The sequence below is a fragment of the Undibacterium sp. KW1 genome (assembly GCF_009937955.1).
Taxonomy (GTDB): Bacteria; Pseudomonadota; Gammaproteobacteria; order Burkholderiales; family Burkholderiaceae_D; genus Undibacterium.
The window spans coordinates 5011123-5026248 of the sequence record NZ_AP018439.1 but is presented as its reverse complement, the minus strand read 5'-3'; the positions used below and the strand labels follow the sequence as shown (position 1 = coordinate 5026248).

17 protein-coding genes are annotated in these 15126 nt (G+C 52.1%); 7 read left to right on the top strand and 10 right to left on the bottom strand.

The features are described 5' to 3' along the window. Positions 1 to 15 precede the first annotated feature (15 nt). From UNDKW_RS22585 to UNDKW_RS22570, 4 genes are all read right to left on the bottom strand, one after another. A complete protein-coding gene (locus UNDKW_RS22585) occupies positions 16 to 678 on the bottom strand; it encodes an SCO family protein (protein ID WP_162060561.1) in 663 nt (220 codons plus the stop codon). A 111-nt stretch (positions 679 to 789) separates the two neighbouring features. Further along, on the bottom strand, positions 790 to 1761 hold the full coding sequence (locus UNDKW_RS22580) for a YHYH protein (RefSeq protein ID WP_162060560.1): 972 nt from the start codon (positions 1759 to 1761) through the stop codon (positions 790 to 792). A gap of 134 nt (positions 1762 to 1895) precedes the next feature. Next, a complete protein-coding gene (locus UNDKW_RS22575) occupies positions 1896 to 2261 on the bottom strand; it encodes a cytochrome-c oxidase (RefSeq protein WP_162060559.1) in 366 nt (121 codons plus the stop codon). Continuing rightward, a complete protein-coding gene (locus UNDKW_RS22570; RefSeq protein WP_197892985.1) occupies positions 2258 to 2680 on the bottom strand; it encodes a nuclear transport factor 2 family protein in 423 nt (140 codons plus the stop codon). Before UNDKW_RS22570 ends, UNDKW_RS22575 begins: the two co-directional genes overlap by 4 nt. Positions 2681 to 2803: 123 nt before the next feature. On the opposite strand from UNDKW_RS22570, the gene UNDKW_RS22565 reads away from it, so the two are divergent. The 3 genes from UNDKW_RS22565 (at position 2804) to UNDKW_RS22555 (ending at position 5672) form a co-directional block, all read left to right on the top strand. Beyond that, entirely contained in the window at positions 2804 to 3268 is a 465-nt protein-coding gene (locus tag UNDKW_RS22565) for a MarR family winged helix-turn-helix transcriptional regulator (RefSeq protein ID WP_162060557.1), read from the top strand. 172 nt (positions 3269 to 3440) lie between these two features. Next, positions 3441 to 4256: an ABC transporter substrate-binding protein gene (locus UNDKW_RS22560; RefSeq protein WP_162060556.1), complete on the top strand. Its 816-nt coding sequence runs from the start codon at positions 3441 to 3443 to the stop codon at positions 4254 to 4256. A 216-nt stretch (positions 4257 to 4472) separates the two neighbouring features. Continuing rightward, the gene (locus tag UNDKW_RS22555; RefSeq protein ID WP_162060555.1) at positions 4473 to 5672 is read left to right on the top strand and encodes a DUF4272 domain-containing protein; all 1200 of its coding nucleotides are present in this window, start codon (positions 4473 to 4475) and stop codon (positions 5670 to 5672) included. A 3-nt stretch (positions 5673 to 5675) separates the two neighbouring features. Here the strand turns inward: UNDKW_RS22555 and UNDKW_RS22550 are convergent, their stop codons facing one another. The 3 genes from UNDKW_RS22550 to corA all read right to left on the bottom strand — a co-directional run bounded on the left by UNDKW_RS22550 (position 5676) and on the right by corA (position 7661). After that, positions 5676 to 6086 carry a VOC family protein gene (locus tag UNDKW_RS22550; protein WP_162060554.1) on the bottom strand — a complete coding sequence of 137 codons (411 nt, stop codon included), beginning with the start codon at positions 6084 to 6086 and terminating at the stop codon, positions 5676 to 5678. 173 nt (positions 6087 to 6259) lie between these two features. Further along, entirely contained in the window at positions 6260 to 6655 is a 396-nt protein-coding gene (locus tag UNDKW_RS22545; protein ID WP_162060553.1) for a VOC family protein, read from the bottom strand. 37 nt (positions 6656 to 6692) lie between these two features. Continuing rightward, complete coding sequence (gene corA / locus UNDKW_RS22540; RefSeq protein WP_162043097.1) at positions 6693 to 7661, bottom strand: magnesium/cobalt transporter CorA; 969 nt, start codon at positions 7659 to 7661, stop codon at positions 6693 to 6695. Positions 7662 to 8014: 353 nt separating this feature from the next. On the opposite strand from corA, the gene UNDKW_RS22535 reads away from it, so the two are divergent. From UNDKW_RS22535 to UNDKW_RS22520, 4 genes are all read left to right on the top strand, one after another. Next, positions 8015 to 8428 carry a GNAT family N-acetyltransferase gene (locus UNDKW_RS22535; RefSeq protein ID WP_162060552.1) on the top strand — a complete coding sequence of 138 codons (414 nt, stop codon included), beginning with the start codon at positions 8015 to 8017 and terminating at the stop codon, positions 8426 to 8428. A 55-nt stretch (positions 8429 to 8483) separates the two neighbouring features. After that, positions 8484 to 9092 carry a transglutaminase family protein gene (locus UNDKW_RS22530; protein WP_162060551.1) on the top strand — a complete coding sequence of 203 codons (609 nt, stop codon included), beginning with the start codon at positions 8484 to 8486 and terminating at the stop codon, positions 9090 to 9092. Positions 9093 to 9109: 17 nt separating this feature from the next. After that, positions 9110 to 9481 (top strand): nuclear transport factor 2 family protein, encoded by a 372-nt coding sequence (locus UNDKW_RS22525; RefSeq protein WP_162060550.1) that lies wholly within the window; start codon positions 9110 to 9112, stop codon positions 9479 to 9481. 102 nt (positions 9482 to 9583) lie between these two features. Further along, positions 9584 to 10027 carry a thioesterase family protein gene (locus UNDKW_RS22520; protein WP_162043093.1) on the top strand — a complete coding sequence of 148 codons (444 nt, stop codon included), beginning with the start codon at positions 9584 to 9586 and terminating at the stop codon, positions 10025 to 10027. A 64-nt stretch (positions 10028 to 10091) separates the two neighbouring features. On the opposite strand, the gene UNDKW_RS22515 is transcribed toward UNDKW_RS22520, so the two are convergent. From UNDKW_RS22515 to UNDKW_RS22505, 3 genes are all read right to left on the bottom strand, one after another. Further along, the gene (locus UNDKW_RS22515) at positions 10092 to 11372 is read right to left on the bottom strand and encodes a DUF2235 domain-containing protein (protein WP_162060549.1); all 1281 of its coding nucleotides are present in this window, start codon (positions 11370 to 11372) and stop codon (positions 10092 to 10094) included. Between the two features lie 11 nt (positions 11373 to 11383). Next, positions 11384 to 11866: a hypothetical protein gene (locus UNDKW_RS22510; RefSeq protein ID WP_162060548.1), complete on the bottom strand. Its 483-nt coding sequence runs from the start codon at positions 11864 to 11866 to the stop codon at positions 11384 to 11386. 505 nt (positions 11867 to 12371) lie between these two features. Next, a complete protein-coding gene (locus UNDKW_RS22505) occupies positions 12372 to 15089 on the bottom strand; it encodes a TonB-dependent siderophore receptor (protein WP_162060547.1) in 2718 nt (905 codons plus the stop codon). Positions 15090 to 15126 lie beyond the last annotated feature (37 nt).

The window sequence follows — 15126 nt, the reverse complement described above, 5'->3', positions numbered from 1 at the left end:
AAATATAATTCTTTGCTATTCCTCCATCATCAATCTCTCATAATCCCCTGCCATACGCCGCAATTCCAGCATCGACGATGCATCATAGATACCGCGGATACGGGCCATCGCATCGATCAGGAAGGCGCGCTGGCCGTGCAGGGGTTCGCCATTGCTGGCGCGGGCGTTGATGTCGGTCATCAGGCTGGTGGTGAGCTTTTGCATTTGCCTGGAATCACCTGTGAGCATGTTCCAGTCCGCAGGCAGTTTCAGTTTATTTGCATAGGCGGCCATGGTTTTGGCATCGTCTTGGTCTGGAGTGACAGTCAGTAAAACGAATTGGGGTGTGGCGATGGATTTTTGTTTGATCTGTGTTTGCAGTTCACGCATGACTTCGAGTGAAATGGGGCAGAGTGTGACGCAGCCTGCGTAAAAGAAACCGACAAAGCTGGCTTTGCCGCGCAGCAGGCCGTGATCAACTTCTTGCGCATGCTGGTTGATGAGTTCAAACGTGGCAATGCGCTGCAGGGATGCCCAGGTGTCCCAATGCGCTTGCAGGTCTTGCTGATAGTAGTAGGGTAGCTTGTCGTTGTTGAGGGCATTTTGTGGTGCGGCGAACGCACCTGTCAGCCAGCCCAGGGTCACGACGGTGGCGATGAAGCTGAGCATCGACAAGAGCAATGATTTTAGCAGGGACATATTGAGTAAGTCTCAGTAAATTTTGTGCGGTCTTTATTTTTCGGTGTGCGCAGCGACAAACAAAAGCTCAGGATGTTTTTCTTCTTCTGCTCCTGTTTTACTGGAGCTGCGCTAATGCACAGTCGCTGGCGTCCCCTTGTAGCAACCAATTGTGTATGGAAATTCCCTGGTCTGGTGGTAGTGATATTGTGTGACCATGACGCCGTTGCGCTCTACGGCGTGGGTATGTCCATGGCATTCGTCGAGGTCGGCATTGGCCAGCGCCTTGCCGTTTTCACCCTGATTACCATAGATGCCAAAGCCGTCTGCGATGTAGCCGACCAGCGGCGAATGCTGGCCCGGGGTATCTTTTTGTGTCAGGCAGGAAGTGATATTGTGATGATGGTATTGACCCGTGCGTTCTGGGTGGCCCTGGCAGGCATCCTGGATTTCCCAGGCGACGGCATCGCGGTATCCGCCATCGTCAGCATTGTAGAGGCGCACGCCATCCAGCAGTACGCCAATAGCGCCGAGGCTGGTACAGGTGGGCTGTGCAGCGACGACCGGGTTGGCAGGCAAGCCCCAGGCGATGTTGGCCTGGCTGATGCTGTTGGGATTGCGGTCATATACGTAGGCTGGATCAGTGCTGGCGATGGGGAAGGTGCCAGTGGGATTAGGCGGCAGGCCATTACCCGTGATGCCCAGGGAGCTGCCCACGGTCACCATAAAACTAGAGACCCAGTTAACCGCACCCTGTACGCTGATCTTGCTGAGTGAATTCCAGGTCATGCCATCGGCATTAAACCATGGCCCCTTGCTGCTCGCACCACCCGAGCCTGCGGTATAGCAGGCATAGACATAACCAATCGCCGGAGTGGTGCGGGTGAATTTGCCATCGCCAAGTGGCAGTTTGCTGGCATCAACACTGGTGCTGCCAGAGGATGCGCCAGGAGTTATCCCACTGCTTGTTCCAGTCGTGGCAGGTGTAGTGCTGCTGGCAGTTGCCGCCGCCCCGCCAGAGCTGCCGCCGCAGGCAGCAATACTGAAGATGAGGCTGGTGAGCAAGATGGCTGGCACTCTGGTTTGCAACTTGGCGTGTTTCATATTTTCTCCTGATTGCGTATGGCAGCGCAAATCGTCATCTATGGCAATAGATGTAGCTTGCGATCCAAATATGGAGGAAATATGAAGTGAAAACGATTTTTACAGCCGCCTTGCAGCGAGCAAGACAGTAGTACTTACTTCGCCGTTACCCGCCATACGCTCCAGCCAAATAATGCGGTAGCGATTGCCAGTGTTATCGACCCACTACCCAGGAATGGCCCTGCCAGTGCGAGTTCACGCCTTTCCATGAATAGGCCAGCCAGCAAGGCTACGAGCCCCAGGTTATGCAACCAGAAGTGCACGCGTGCCGTCAGCATGGCCTGCAACTGCGGCCAGGCAAAATGCACCAGGCCGAACAGGGCGCAACTGACCCAGCCGAGCAGCAAGCCATGCACATGCAATTGTTTGTCGAGATGCTGGTGCGATATGCCCATGCAGATACCCAGCAAAATGCCGGCCAGCATCCACAACACGGCGATACGGATAAAGAATTTGCTCATGGCCGCACTCCTGCATCAGTTTCATCCAGATTGCGCCAGAGTTCAAATACTTGTTCGCGCGCTATCAGCCCATCGCGCATGGTGAAATGATGAATCAGGCGCAGCTCAACGCGGCTGCCTATAGGCACTGGTGCATTCGTCATGCCAGGGCCAACCAGGCGCATGCGCACTATCATGTCATCAACCACGCGATGTTCAGTGGCGAAGCGGTCTAGCGGCTGTAATTCAACTTCCGCCATTGAGGGCCACATGGCGAGGTAGTTGGCGCGGATGGCGTCACGCCCGGCAAAACGCAGACCGCGCCCCGGTACTTCCAGCACGATATCGTCAGTATACAAATCAAGTATGGAATCAACGTCGCGTGCCTCGCCCTGTATATGGCGATCAACGACATCCAGATTATGTTCTATGGTGTTCATTACTACTCCAGTCATCAAGCAAATGCGGATGCTGCCCGCACAACAGGTATTTTGTCTTAATTCAAATAGACAGAATGTCTGCCTATTATAGACAGTCATTCTGTCTTGTGCAATACTCACTAAATGAATTCCAAATCCTTACCAGAAATCCACGCAACCCTGGGCACACTGTTGCGCAGGCCGTATGAATATATGTCCGTTTGGCTCTATGCGGAACTTGCCAAGCTGGGCTTTGATGATGTTCGTCCTGCTTATAGTGCGGTATTGCGCAATATGCCTTTGGGAGGCGCGCGCGTGGTGGACCTGGCGGCGCGTGCCGGCATGACCAAGCAAAGCATGGGATATCTGGTCGATCAGATGCAGGCTGCCGGCTTGCTGGAAATTGCGCCAGACCCGCATGACAAACGGGCCAATACCGTGAAGCTGACAGCGCGTGGCGAAGAGGTGGTGAATGCCAGCATAGAATTATCCCGGCAGGGAGAGGCTTATCTTTCGACACTGGTGGGCGAGGGCAAGATCAAACAGCTCAGGAATATCTTGCAAGAGATTTATCAGCACCTGGAGGAGTCTGGTGATGGACGCAAATAGCTGTTCATGCAATTCGTCCTCATCCGCACTGATGATGTAATTTATATCAATAAAAAAGTAAAAAATCGTTTCATGGGCTGTTAAATCGCCATATTGACATTTTCCGCAGTGAAGCACGGGCGTACTATTAAGCACATGTCCACGTAGGGGCATGCCATGCTTCAGGAGAAATATGCTCAGCCAGGCTCTCTTGTTTTTGCAGCAGATGTGCGCACGGCGCTTGCCGGTGCTGATGTTTGGCATCTTGTGTCTTGTGTTTGCCCATGCGGCGCAAGCGCAAAAGCTGACAATCTACACGGAAGACTGGCCACCGATGAACTTCAAGACCAAGACCGGTATTGATGGCATGGCGGTCGATATCGTGAAGGCCATGCAAGCCATTACGGGTAATAAGGAAGAGATACAACTGGTGCCCTGGGCACGTGGCTACAAGGCCGTGCTGGAAGATGACAACGTGCTGCTGTTCAGCCTTGGTCGCTCACCAGAGCGCGAAAAACTCATGCATATGCTTGGCCCGATAGCGATATCCAAGACTGCTGTCTATACACGCAAGGGTGAAGCAGCAAGACTCAAGGCCCTCGATTCGGATATCTACAAGCTGCCAATCGGTGCTTACCGTGGCAGCATCTTTGCTGATGCCGCAAAAAAGAAGGGCTTCATCAATCTGGCCCAGGCTGATTCCCCGCTCAATTCTTCAAGGATGCTGTTTGCACGGCGTTTTGACTTGTGGGTGGAAGGTAGCCTGGCTGTCAACTCTGTACTTCAGGAAAGTGGCCGTAGCGTGGCCGATGTAGAAGAAGTTATGGTGCTGGATAGCCTGGAACTGTATCTGGCGTTTTCTCTTAAAACCCGGGCAGCAAGCATCACCCTGTGGGAAAACGCCTTGCGGCAAATGAAGAAGGACGGCAGCTTTCAAAAAATACACCAGAAATGGTTGCCCGGTGAAGTCCCTCCCATGGAAGTACACAGGGTAGAGGGTGGGCATTGATTCCTGCACCAGACGCGTGCCTGCCAATCTGTATTTGCCTGCAAGGCATGCGTGCAAAACATTGCCTGTTTTCAATTCTGTTTCTACATGTAAAAGCTGGCCCACGGCTTTTACATTGCCCTTATCCTGTTACGCTTTCATGCTGAACAGTGATCTTGGCTGCTTAACAAGTGTCAATGCTGAATCAGCAGATCAATCTCCATTTCTGTTTGCGTCATGCTGAAAAAATTAAAGAATCTCATTTCCGGAAAATCTTCTGCGGTAGCCCAGGCGCCATCAACAGGCTCTGCAAGTTTGGCGGTGGCAGAGGTAGCGGCAGTAGCAACTGCAGAAGCAAGCCCGGACGCAACTGCGGCAGCAGAAACCGAGATTGATATTGACAGCGCCAGCAGTATACTGATCAATGCCTATTGCACATGCGCGCAATTGCCACCCCTGAATTTCCCGCACAAGCTCAATAGCCAGCGCGATATGAGCGACCCGGAGCTGCATGGGCACCTGCAAGGCTTTATTGGCTATGTACTCAAGCGTGGTGACGGGCAGATGACACATCAGCGTTATCATGTGATGCGCCATATCCAGCGGGTGCAGCAACACCTTAGCCTGTGGCTGGATGAAAGCCAGCTTGATGCCTATTCCGACTGGGCCGTGGCGGCAAATGCCATCGCCTTCATGCCTGATGGCGATATCCGCGACCCGCATGGATATGTCTTGCTGGGCGCTGCTGATGGCGGTATCGAAACCGGCGCGGCTATTCCTTATCCGGCACTGGCCTGGCAAAGAAAGGCGCGTACCGATACCTTGCTGACTGAAATGGGCATACAACTGCCTGCCCATCTGCCGCCACTGGTCAGCGAGGCCGAGCTGCAATTACGTCCGGCGGTTGAAATACTGGGCAGGGCACTGGCTTTGTATGTCGTCGCCTTGCGCGCAGAATCTGTGGCAACTAACCAGCCCATTCCTGCTTATGAATTGACAGATCGCTTCCCGCAGGTACATGCGTGGTTGTCGCCGGTAGAGCGCGAATTTCTGGAGACTGAAGAACCGACAAAAGATATCCTGCCGCAATTTGCCTGGCGTTATGAATCTCTGTATGTGCTGGAATGGGCGCTGGGCTTGCAGGAAGAATTACCTTTTGCTGACGATATCTGCGATGTGCCGCTGACGGCACGTACCATCATGAACATGGATTTTGACGCCGCCTTGGCAAAGGCGAAAACACGTCCGGCCAGCCAGATACTCGATGCGCTGGACCTGCATTATCGCCTGCACTGGCTGGTACGCCAGAACAGGATGAAAGAAGAAGCGCTACCGCTCAACCTGGAAGCCGGTGTCATCTATGAGCGGCACTATGCCCTTAACTGGCTGGTCAACTTTGAGAATGCAGACTGGGATGACGTGGATACACCGACCTGATCTTTAGGGGCCGTCTGGCGGTCCTTTTAATTCAACCACATTGCCTTCCGGGTCAGTGATGTAGATCGATAAGCCTTCACCCTCGGCACCATAGCGCTGGCCGACTTCTCCAACGCTGACATCGTGGCTTTGCAGGTGCGCCTGTATGCTGGACAGATCAAAGGGTTCAACGCGCAGGCACAGGTGGTCCATATTGTGGCCTTCCTTGCCAGGTGCAGCTCCACCCATGCGGCCCAGTTTACCTGTAACCGTGATCAGGTCTATCAGTGACCTGCCTGCACGCAACTGTGTCAGGCCAATTTCTTCCTGCCTGCGCTCGATAGTGCAGCCCAGTACATCACAATAAAAATGCAGCATGCTGTCCAGGTTTTTTACTCTGAGCACAAGATGATCGATCTCGCGTATCTTGAACATGGTTAAGACTCGTCAGTAGTGGCGATTTCTTATCTTAAACCTGTTTGATGAATTGTGCTGACGCCTGGTAGGGGACGCATGACGCACGCTACAGCACCATCGTCATGTGCACAACCGGTGCGCATGGCGCACCCTACTGAGAGCGTATTGGTCGGACGAACGCAGAAGATTACTCAAGCACCTTCAGAAAAATTAAGCTCTATGCCATTGCCTTCAGGGTCGCTAAAAAATACCTGGTGCTGGGTTGCAAAACCTGCTGATGCTTCCACCGTGGCATGGCGATACACAATGCCAGCTGCCTGCAATTTTTCCAGCATGACAGGCAAATCCGTACAGGCAAAGGCGACATGGTCGAAACCGGTTTTTAACGCGGTCTGGCGAGTTTCACCGGGACGGTTTTCTGACAGGTGCAAGACATCACGGTTACCGGCATAAAGCCAGAAACCAAAGCTCTTCAGCGGGCGAGGGCCTTCTGTCAGACCCACATAGTGGATATAAAAATCCTTAAGTTTTTCCAGCGTGGCACGGTCGCCGCGCAGATTGTAGTGGCCAAGGGCGATGGCGGGCATAGGCTTGTGCTTTCTATCTGCTTATTTTATCTATGGATTACTTCAGCCAGCCACGACGGCGGAAGTACCAGAACGGCGTAATCGCTGAAGCCAGCATCAGCGCCAGCGCGAACGGGTAACCGAGTTGCCAGTCCAGTTCCGGGAACCAGCCCTTGAAGTTCATGCCATAGATACTGGCGATCAGGGTAGGCGGCAGGAAGGCCACGCTGGCGACCGAGAATATCTTGATGATCTTGTTCTGGTTGATGTTGATGAAACCGACGGTCGCATCCATCAAAAAGTTGATCTTGTCGAACAGGAAGGAGGTATGACCATCAAGTGATTCTATATCACGCAAAATCTGGCGGGCTTCTTCAAACTGGTCGGCATTGAGCAAACGTCCGCGCATCAAGAAGCTGACAGCGCGACGCGTGTCCATCATGTTGCGGCGTATGCGGCCATTCAAATCTTCTTCAACAGCAATCGAGTTCAGCGCGGCGGCGGCATCCTGATCGCTGAAGTTTTTTTGCAGCACGCTGCGGCTGACGTCTTCCAGGTTTTGATAAATACCTTCGAGCGCATCGGCAGAATATTCGGCGTCTGTCGCATACAGGTCCAGCAGCACGTCCTTGTAATCAGCAATCGAACCAGGACGCGAACGCGCACGCATGCGTACCAGGCGGAATACTGGCAAATCGATAGTATGGACAGAGAATAAAATATCACGCGCCAGGATGAAAGCCACGGTCACGGTACGTGCCGGTTCATCGTCATCATCGATCAGAAAATCGGTACGCAGATGCAAGTCGCCATTATCGGCTTCGTAATAGCGGGCTGATGCCTCGATATCCTTGACCTCGTCTTCCCCCGGCAAGGTCACGCCATAGATACTCTTTACCCATTCGCGCTCTTCTTCATTGGGGTCAGTCAGATCGACCCAGATAGGCAGGGTATTTTCAAGATCAGCGCGGTTTTCCACATTGATCTGGCTCAGGCGGCCATTATGCAAGACGAAGACATTAATCATAGGCAAATTCCAGGAAAGCAAAGTCTTTGGTTTGGCTGGATTGTAAACCTGTTTTATGCCCGTGGGCGGGTTGGGGCGGGATTTTATTTGGGTTTTTCGTGGGGATTTATATGTCTTTTGTTCAATTTTTTCTGATTGAAGGGGATTTGGCATTTTTGAAGGGTGCGCCGTGCGCACCATTACCGTGTCTTTTAACCTGCGTAGATGTCCTGTGTGAACTATTGGGCTTGATACGAACCGGTGCGCATGGCGCACCCTGCTGTATGCTGGCACACGTTTCTCGCCTATCTGTGATAAATTTCTCTGCTCATTGAAATCAATAAACCAGTGTAAAAATTAATCTGAAGAACAGCATGAGCACAAACACTTACCAGGCGGTTGCCGCCATCCCTGATATTGCCACCTACTGCCACTTGCGCAAGGCATCCGGTTTAAGCACCAAGACAGTAGAAGCGGCGGCGCGTGGTTTGCCAGCCAGCCTGTTTGCCGTGCAAATCATGCTAGGTGAGCTGGTCGTTGGTATGGGGCGTGTTGTCGGCGATGGCGGTACTTCATACCATGTTGTCGATATCGCGGTCTTGCCAGAGCATCAGGGCAAGGGCCTGGGCAAGATGATCATGCGCGAGATCACCCACTACCTGCAACAAAATGCGCCAGAGTCAGCCTATGTCAGCCTCATTGCTGACGGCCCGGCGCAAGACTTGTATGCACAGTTTGGTTTCAAACATACAGCGCCGGCCTCGGTGGGCATGGCTTATAAAATCTGACGCAATTCAAATCCAATTCAGAATCCGTTCCAGAACCTATTTCACGGAAACACGCATGCAAGAATTCCTGGCAAGTACCACCTATATCGACTGGCAACACCCCGCCGTACTGGCGCAGGCGCAAGAATTGGCTGCCGCCGGTGGCGAGCAGGCTGATATCGCGCGACGCTGCTTTCATTTTGTGCGTGACCAGATCAAACATAGCTGGGACTACCGCCAGAATCCCGTGACCTGCAAGGCATCTGATGTGCTGGACCACGGTACAGGTTACTGCTATGCCAAGAGCCATTTGCTGGCTGCCCTGTTGCGTGCCAATGGCATTCCGGCTGGTCTGTGTTACCAGCGACTGACCATAGGCACAGAACCGCCATTTTGCCTGCATGGCCTGAATGCCGCCTACTTGCCGGAACATGGCTGGTACCGGCTGGACGCGCGTGGTAATAAGCCCGGTGTGGATGCAGAATTTTGCCCGCCAAAAGAACAACTGGCCTTTGCACTTACCACGCCAGGCGAACAGGATTTCGCCGGTATTTGGGCAGAGCCGCATGCAGCGGTGCTGCAGTCATTGTTGACGCAGCCAACGGTAGAAGCGGTGATGGCCCATTTGCCTGATGGCGATTTGAGTAATGATCCCACGCCTGCCAGGCTCGCGCATCTACTTTGAAAGGATTACCTGAGCCCATGACAACTACCAATGACCTAAGTCCTGAAACCGTCGTTCAGGCCCAACTCGATGCCTATAATGCCCGCGATGTCGAAGCCATACTCAAAACCTATGCCATCGATGCACAGCAATTTGAATTTCCGGGCAAGTTGCTGGCAACAGGTCACGCAGAAATACGCCCACGCATGGCAGTGCGCTTCGCCGAAGCCAATCTGCATGCAAAACTGATACGCCGTGAAGTGATAGGCCACATCGTCATTGATCATGAAGAAGTCACGCGTACTTTTCCAGAAGGTACGGGGCGCATGGAAATGATCGCCATCTATGAAATTAAAAATGGCTTGATACAAAGCGCTTCCGTGGCTTTGGGTGCCAAGATACTGGATTGATGTCGGATTTACATTGTGGTGGCCAGCTATGGTCAGCAATTTGCGGGCATTTTTTTGGCTGCGCGTTAAAATAAGGTTTTATCCAGCTTTATTACTCCAGCTATGGCCCGCCTGCAACTACATTTTCCCGAAGACCAATATTATTTCACTACCCAGTTGACAGTCAGGGTGACTGACATCAATGGCGCCAACCACTTGGGTAATGACTCCATGATCTCCATGATTTCTGAAGCGCGGGCACGCTTCCTGTATGACTTTGGCATACGAGAAACTGCGGCTGGTGGTAGCGGTATTATCGTGACTGACCTCGCAACGACCTACAAGGCAGAAGCTCATGCGCGCGACCAGTTGCTGTTTGAAGTCGGTGTCATGGACTTTAACAAATATGGTGGCGACATCACCTTCCGCATCACCCGGCCAGCAGACCAGACCCTGGTCGCCATGGCAAAATCAGGTTTTGTGTTTTTTGATTACCGCGCCGGGCGCGTGGTGGAAATGCCGGAAGACTTCAAGGCCAAGTTTGCACGTGTGAATTTTCTGGATTGATTTGCCTGAAAAACAGCTCATGTCTTTTTTGGTCAAGACATGTGGCCAGATGAAGGCGACATTCCTACAACTTGGGCTGCGTCGGTGCCCGAGGCACTTCCCTGAATTGCGCCAGCATGCGGCTGGAAGGGCTGTCGGCAACCGTCAGCAAGCCGGTATCTACCGCTGGTTTGGCGCCATTCTTGCACTCCTGTGTCGTGGCTGGCAAGGGCCTGGCGGCGTCCTTGCTGCCCAGCCTGATGTCGTCCACACTATTCGTTTGGGTACCCAGGGCTTTGGCATTTTTTGCATACTGCTCCATTGCCGGGTTCATGGGCTCCATTTTTTTACCGAATAAATCCAGGCTATTACTTTCCCCGCGTTCTGACATCTTGATCCAGTACACTTTATGCTGTGATGAATCATGTATTACGCTCATGCCAGGGTCTGCAGGAACATCAAGTTTCTTGATGAGATTGTCGCCCAGCGTGCCATTCAGAAACTGCGACATCATATTGAAATTACGGTAAGGCAGGCCATTCTTTTCATAGCCACCGCCAATATCACTGTGCGCACCGGCGACCATGACCTTCAAGAATCTACCGTCCGCAGACAAGCCGTCATAGCTATAATTGGTTGCCGGAAATTGCAGCCTTCGCTCATCCGCAGCACGGATCTGGATACCCGTAATCACAGTATCTGGCGGTCTTCTGTCATTCATTGAGGGCACGCCGGTGGCAACAGGATCAAACAAACCCAGGGCTTGCGGTATGGTGTCGCCTTTGACTAACGGGGGAGCTGCATAAGTGATATTTGACTGGTCAGCATCATTGCTTGCAGGATGATTAACCTGGGATTGAATATCCTGGACACCACGTTCGGCGACAATGCGGGAAAAGCCAGCAGCCTGTTCAGCACCACGGCTAAAACCGACGGAAACGACACTGATTTTGGCATTAGGGTTTTCCTGGAGCCAGTTTTCGCACTGCAATTGGAACTTTTCATACATGCTTTCAATGCGCTCGTTGTAAGTTACGCCTAGTGCACCATCAAGTGTTCTCATCGCTCCGGTTTGGGTTCCCGGACCTGCAATATATTGACCTGTTATATGAGGGTTGTTCCTGCTGATATTTTCAAGTTGCTTGTTGAGAGTCCCTACATTGGTTATATGAGCCGGATCATTAATTGCATCGTTACCCGTGCCATCAAATAGTGCAACGAAAACTCTGGCGTTAGGATCTGCAGAGTCGTACAAACCCGGCACTTTGAAATTGTCTACTTGGGCTTGCGCTTTGGTGTAAGTGTCGAGATGTTCTGGTGTTGCAACCTTCACATCTACGCCATCATTGCCTGCGGTCTTTGCCATGATTTAGTCAGTCAAAATGTTTTGGAATACGCAAGGATCCGATGATCACGTCTGTCACGGCGCAATGCATTGGGGTCTTTGGGAATCAACTGTATAGGGGTGAACATGTACACATTCACAGTCCTGTCATCCACCTCAATAATGATGGTGGGGCGACGACCTAATATTGGAGCAGGCTTATAAATATCGGCTGGATTTTCATCATGCAGTACTTTCCTGTCTTTGAAAATGCTGTCCAGATCAAGTGTGTGTGTAAACTTGCTACCATCTTTTGAGCGCCATTCCATTTCTACCAGACTGGCAAAGGTCGGATATATACCGGAGGTGAAGCCAGGGTAGCGAGTGGCATCTGCAGGAGTTTTTTCTCTGGCCGTTTCACCAAATGCGAGTTCGTGTGGCAAGCCCGCATAAACAAGCCGTAAATCGCCAGCACTGTAGACCTGGATATTCAGATCGTGTGAATCGAATTTCAAAACATCATCTTCTGCTGCCATGGCGAGGCTTCCCATTTGTGTTTGTAAAAGAATAGTCAGTATAGACGCCGTCCATTTCAGCACTTTTCTTCTTGATACAGTGTCAGTTTTTACCGTTAACATTTGCAATTTGACCGTGATAGTGCATGCTGATCCGAGTCAGGCGAGGCTGGAAAAAGAATGTAGAAATACATTACTTTAATCACTCGCCTCACTACTGCCCATTCAGATTGAGTGCATCAATTAGTTGCTTCAGGAAAATTCAAGCGTTGCGCTGTGCAATACTAAATATTCCTTATGTTTATAGCATTGATAGTGCGAAATTGTCCAGAGTTCCATGCATCATTACAGCATGCGATATTTATAAGGCCAACCGTGTGGACGGTCTATCTTTGGAGGTGCTTGCATCATGGGTAGCCATGCAGCATGTCAGTAGCAGAGTGCCAGTGGGGGATTGACGGGGAAATGTACATCAGCCAGCAATTGCTACTCTCCAGGCCGGAGAGTAGCAATAACTACTAAATCATCATGCACCAAACTTGTAATTGACTTCCACCCAGCCCTGGCGGCCAAGCGGGCTGAATGAACCGACCGGGTAGTTGGGCCAGCCACCGCTATAGTCATACTTGATCTTGTTCAAGACATTGTTGACGATGACGGATACGCTCAGGTTTTTATTGGCCTGATAGACTGTGCTCCAGTTGGCGATGCCTGTCGGTGACAGGTAATACTGGCCAGAGCCATTTGGTATCTTGCCATAGCGCGTGATTGTCAGGGTATTGGAAAAATCTCCTTTTACCCAATTGACGCTGGTGATGAGCTTGTCGCGCCAGTCGGTGTTGCCAAGGTCGGCCAAATCATCATACAGGGCATCGCCTTCAAACTGCTTGGATTTTTTGCTCAGGGTCTTGCTGTAATTGGCCTTGACGATGAAGCTGCCATAAGCACTGGTTTTGAGCTGATACTTGCCACTGATGTCGATGCCACTGGTGGCCTGATAAGCCGCATTGATGGGATTGACCCAAATCTCCTGTATTTCACCGGCATGGCTCAACGCATCTTTGGGGTAGCGCTTGATACGGTTGATGGTATCAGCACACAGGCTGGAACCTATATCGCGTTTGCCGGTGCGGCAATCAGCTTCATCGCGCAAGAGCTGGTCGGCACTGAGGTTGACGACCATGTCGCTGATCTTGATGTTCCAGTAATCAAGCGAGACATCAAACTGATTGCTGGGTGACCAGACCACACCAAGGCCAAAGGATTTGCCTTTTTCTGACTTCAGGTCAGGGCTGCCAAACTGCACGTAGTTGGCACCTGGTGAGTAATTTGCATAATCGCAATCCTTGAGTTCCTGGCCTTCAGCCTTGCAGCGGTAATAGTCAGTGGTGCTGGAATAATAGCCAGTGCCACGCGCCTTGAAGATGTAGTTCATGTCCGGCGCGCGGAAGCTGGTGGCGTAATTGGCGCGGAATAAAAGCTCGGAAGTCGGGCGAATCTCCAAGCCGCCGTTATAGGTCAGCTTGCCATCCTTGCGGCCAGCGAAGTGATAATCATCATAGCGGCCAGCCAGGCTGGCGGTGACTTCCTTGAGAAGCGGCACATAGACTTCTGCACCGAGTGCATAACGCTGGCGCGAGCCACGCACATCATCTGATTTGGTGACGGTATTGAACACGCCCTGGTTGATCTTGGGATCAGGCAGGTTATCAAAACTCTGGCGGCCTATCTCTGCAATGGCGGCAGTCTTGACCGCGCCTGCGGGCAGCTTCCATAGCTCTGTATTGACTGCCAGGCTCAGTGTTTGCGTGCGTGAACTGTCTGAGCTGCGAGATGCCGAGGTGATCTGGTCAAATTCTGCCGGTGTCAGTCTTTGCGTCAGGCGTTTTGGATCAGGTGCATAGATGGCGATGCCTGCGGCGTCCACACCCAGCTTGGGGCCCAGGAAAAACTGGTCTATATTGGCCAGTGTGCGCGGTGCCACGTTCTCGCTGCGGTAAGCAGAAGCGCTATACGCTGCCTCATAATTCCATTGCGTGCCAGGAATGACGCCTTTGATGCCGAGATTGATACCGGCAGACTGGTCATCCCACAGGCGGTTGAAGCGGTTCACGCCATTGATTTCTTCGGGTGCGAATACCTTGCTCCAGGCTTCATAGGTATTGCTGTTCTTGTTCCAGAAATAGCTCTGGTTGGTCGAAGACGATACCCAGCTTGGCGAGCGGGTATCGTTTTCTGTCTTGTTTTTGCCCAGCAGGATATCGGCGAACAGGGTAGTGTCTGCGTTCAAATCCAGGTTGCTGCTGGAGAAAAAATTCAGGCTCTGGTTCTTGGTCTGCACTGTCCAGTGCATGGGGCTCAGGCGCGGGCTCGCGCAATAGCTGCCCTTGCTGGTTTTATAGCTGATCTGCGTGCCTTCAAAAAAATCGCTGAGCTGGCTACAGGCATCACCCAGGTCGAGGTATTTGCCAGATTTCATATCCTTGCGGTAGAGCGTCGCGCTCGGTGTGCTGCGGGTCGCCATGAAATCACGCTGGGTCGCACGCAGCGGTTCACGTTCGCTATACTCCAGGCTGAACAGGCTGCGCAACTGATCGACATTGGCGGTGCCAGAGAATTGCACGCGCTTGTTGCTGCCGCCGCCGCGGTCGGTATCACCGAGTTTGACATTCAGGTTATAGCCCTGGCTTTGTTTTTTAAGGATGATATTGACCACACCGGCAATCGCATCAGAACCATAAATTGCCGACGCACCGCCATTCAGGATTTCTATGCGCTCTACAATATTCGACGGGATATTCGCCAGGTTGGTAAAATTGACCGTGCCCTCATAAGCGATAGGGAAATCAGCCATGCGTCTGCCATCAAGCAGGATCAGGGTATGGTTAGGCCCCAGACCGCGCAGGCTGATGGTGTTGGCAGACGGCGTGAAGGTATTACCAAAGTCTTCGCCCTGGGTAAAGCCAGAGTTTTGTACCGCGTTATTGATCGCATCATAGACATTTTTGTAGCCTTGCCTGGTGATTTCTTCTGCGGTGATGATGGTCACCGCGGCGGGGCCTTCCAGGCTGGCGCGGGGTATTCGTGAACCGGTGATGACGACGGCTTCCGGTTTGCCTTCTGCCGTTTGAGCAAAGGCAGAATTACTCAGGGTCTGGCTGTAAAAGAGCGCCAGTAAACAGGCTGCAAGGGGTTTCAGCGCGGGTTGGCTTGCAGCTTTGCGGGGATAGTTTTTTTGATGCATGGGTCTTCTCAGGTATGAATGAAGACCGAAAAATATC

Excerpts from the sequence above, each read along its gene's own strand:
- UNDKW_RS22585 (WP_162060561.1), bottom strand. The coding sequence starts at position 678 with ATGTCCCTGCTAAAATCATTGCTCTTGTCGATGCTCAGCTTCATCGCC.
- UNDKW_RS22580 (WP_162060560.1), bottom strand. The coding sequence starts at position 1,761 with ATGAAACACGCCAAGTTGCAAACCAGAGTGCCAGCCATCTTGCTCACC.
- UNDKW_RS22575 (WP_162060559.1), bottom strand. The coding sequence starts at position 2,261 with ATGAGCAAATTCTTTATCCGTATCGCCGTGTTGTGGATGCTGGCCGGC.
- UNDKW_RS22570 (WP_197892985.1), bottom strand. The coding sequence starts at position 2,680 with ATGAACACCATAGAACATAATCTGGATGTCGTTGATCGCCATATACAG.
- UNDKW_RS22565 (WP_162060557.1), top strand. The coding sequence starts at position 2,804 with ATGAATTCCAAATCCTTACCAGAAATCCACGCAACCCTGGGCACACTG.
- UNDKW_RS22560 (WP_162060556.1), top strand. The coding sequence starts at position 3,441 with ATGCTCAGCCAGGCTCTCTTGTTTTTGCAGCAGATGTGCGCACGGCGC.
- UNDKW_RS22555 (WP_162060555.1), top strand. The coding sequence starts at position 4,473 with ATGCTGAAAAAATTAAAGAATCTCATTTCCGGAAAATCTTCTGCGGTA.
- UNDKW_RS22550 (WP_162060554.1), bottom strand. The coding sequence starts at position 6,086 with ATGTTCAAGATACGCGAGATCGATCATCTTGTGCTCAGAGTAAAAAAC.
- UNDKW_RS22545 (WP_162060553.1), bottom strand. The coding sequence starts at position 6,655 with ATGCCCGCCATCGCCCTTGGCCACTACAATCTGCGCGGCGACCGTGCC.
- corA (WP_162043097.1), bottom strand. The coding sequence starts at position 7,661 with ATGATTAATGTCTTCGTCTTGCATAATGGCCGCCTGAGCCAGATCAAT.
- UNDKW_RS22535 (WP_162060552.1), top strand. The coding sequence starts at position 8,015 with ATGAGCACAAACACTTACCAGGCGGTTGCCGCCATCCCTGATATTGCC.
- UNDKW_RS22530 (WP_162060551.1), top strand. The coding sequence starts at position 8,484 with ATGCAAGAATTCCTGGCAAGTACCACCTATATCGACTGGCAACACCCC.
- UNDKW_RS22525 (WP_162060550.1), top strand. The coding sequence starts at position 9,110 with ATGACAACTACCAATGACCTAAGTCCTGAAACCGTCGTTCAGGCCCAA.
- UNDKW_RS22520 (WP_162043093.1), top strand. The coding sequence starts at position 9,584 with ATGGCCCGCCTGCAACTACATTTTCCCGAAGACCAATATTATTTCACT.
- UNDKW_RS22515 (WP_162060549.1), bottom strand. The coding sequence starts at position 11,372 with ATGGCAAAGACCGCAGGCAATGATGGCGTAGATGTGAAGGTTGCAACA.
- UNDKW_RS22510 (WP_162060548.1), bottom strand. The coding sequence starts at position 11,866 with ATGGCAGCAGAAGATGATGTTTTGAAATTCGATTCACACGATCTGAAT.
- UNDKW_RS22505 (WP_162060547.1), bottom strand. The coding sequence starts at position 15,089 with ATGCATCAAAAAAACTATCCCCGCAAAGCTGCAAGCCAACCCGCGCTG.